At 48.9% G+C, this 1,471-nt stretch carries 2 protein-coding genes; both read left to right on the forward strand.

The genetic code is table 11. From position 1 onward, the window contains the following. Positions 1 to 457: DUF2345 domain-containing protein (locus ABR397_RS22565; protein WP_350307668.1), on the forward strand; the 457-nt coding region annotated here is incomplete at its 5' end. Positions 458 to 460: 3 nt separating this feature from the next. Next, positions 461 to 1,471: esterase/lipase family protein (locus ABR397_RS22570; RefSeq protein ID WP_407072901.1), on the forward strand; the 1,011-nt coding region annotated here is incomplete at its 3' end.

A 1,471-nucleotide genomic window follows, 5' to 3' on the forward strand; every position in this document is an offset into this window, starting at 1 on the left:
GTTTGCCAGTCAAGGTCGGGTAGATATTCAGGCGCAGGGTGATGCGATGGGGCTGGAAGCGCTGAAAGACATCACGGTAAGCAGTCATGAAGGCAAAGTGATCATCAGTGCTAAAGAGGAGATCTTGCTGGCCTGTGGCGGGGGATATATCCGTATTGGCAACGGGCAGGTGGAAAGTGGGGCACCTGATCACATTATCCAGCGGGCGGCGGTGTGGGAGAAGTTTGGCGGGCAGAGTGTCAATCAGGCTGTACAGCAATGGCAGACGGCTAATTATGCCGTGACGCCGAAGGCCGTGAGTGCCTGTGACACTACGCCATTAGCCAGTCAGAAAATGCTGTTACAGGCAGATGATGCGGGAAACCGTTTATTGTCCACCGCGCAGGATGGAAAAAGCCCTCTGCAAAAGCAGGCGGGTGTGGAAATAGGCAAATTAAAAATAAAAGATGAGGAGTAAATGATGAGCGAGCCTACTGAAAATGAAATTTATATTCATCCTGAATATGATGAATACGGTTTTCCGTATTACAACGTGCCCAATGCCAGAATTGAAGAAAACCTGGTGGCGACCTGTCTGAAATATGCAACTAAAGTGATCCCGGTGATTTTTCTGCCGGGAGTCATGGGGAGTAACTTAAAATCGACAGAGGGTAAGTCAGTCTGGCGGTTAAACGCGATATATAGCCCAGAGGTTTTACTTTGGGGGCTTAAAAGCGCTTCTTACAGAAAAGATACATTAGATCCTACTAACACCATAGTTGATGGCTCCGGGGATATCACGCCTGACCACACCGAAAAGAATAAATTTCCCAGTTGTCGGCAGCGGGGTTGGGGAGAAGTGGGACATATGAGTTATGGGGATTTTTTGCCCTGGCTTCAGGATGTGTTGGATGATGAACGTCAGGTGTTTGAATATTGCATAGAAGGTCAGGGGAGGAAAACGCTCCGGCAGCAAATGGTCGGTATGGATCTGAGTGCTGAGTTAGGTGAAGAGCCGCTGACCCAGGAAGAGGTTAAACATAGTTATCGCTTTATGTACCCGGTGCATGTGATGGGCTATAACTGGCTGCAATCCAATGTGGATTCTGCCAAAAGGTTGGCGAAATATGTTGATGAGGTTTTAGCCTACTATGGTAAACGTTGTGCAACCAAGCAGGTGATTTTAGTCACTCATTCTATGGGCGGGCTGGTTGCCCGCTATTATTCAGAAAAACTGAATGGTCGGGATAAAATTTTAGGGATTGTGCACGGTGTGATGCCGGATACTGGTGCCCCGACGGCCTATAAAAGAATGAAAACCGGTGAAGATGGTGTGACTGGGCTGGTTGTCGGCAGTAATGGCGCGGAGATGACCGCTGTCATGGCTCAGTCGCCCGGTCCTTTACAACTGTTGCCGGGAAAGGCGTATGGTAAAGGCTGGTTACATATCGCCGATGATAAAATCACGCATAAGCTACCGGAGTCAGACCCT

Source organism: Photorhabdus viridis, from assembly GCF_040256935.1.
Classification (GTDB): Bacteria; Pseudomonadota; Gammaproteobacteria; order Enterobacterales; family Enterobacteriaceae; genus Photorhabdus; species Photorhabdus viridis.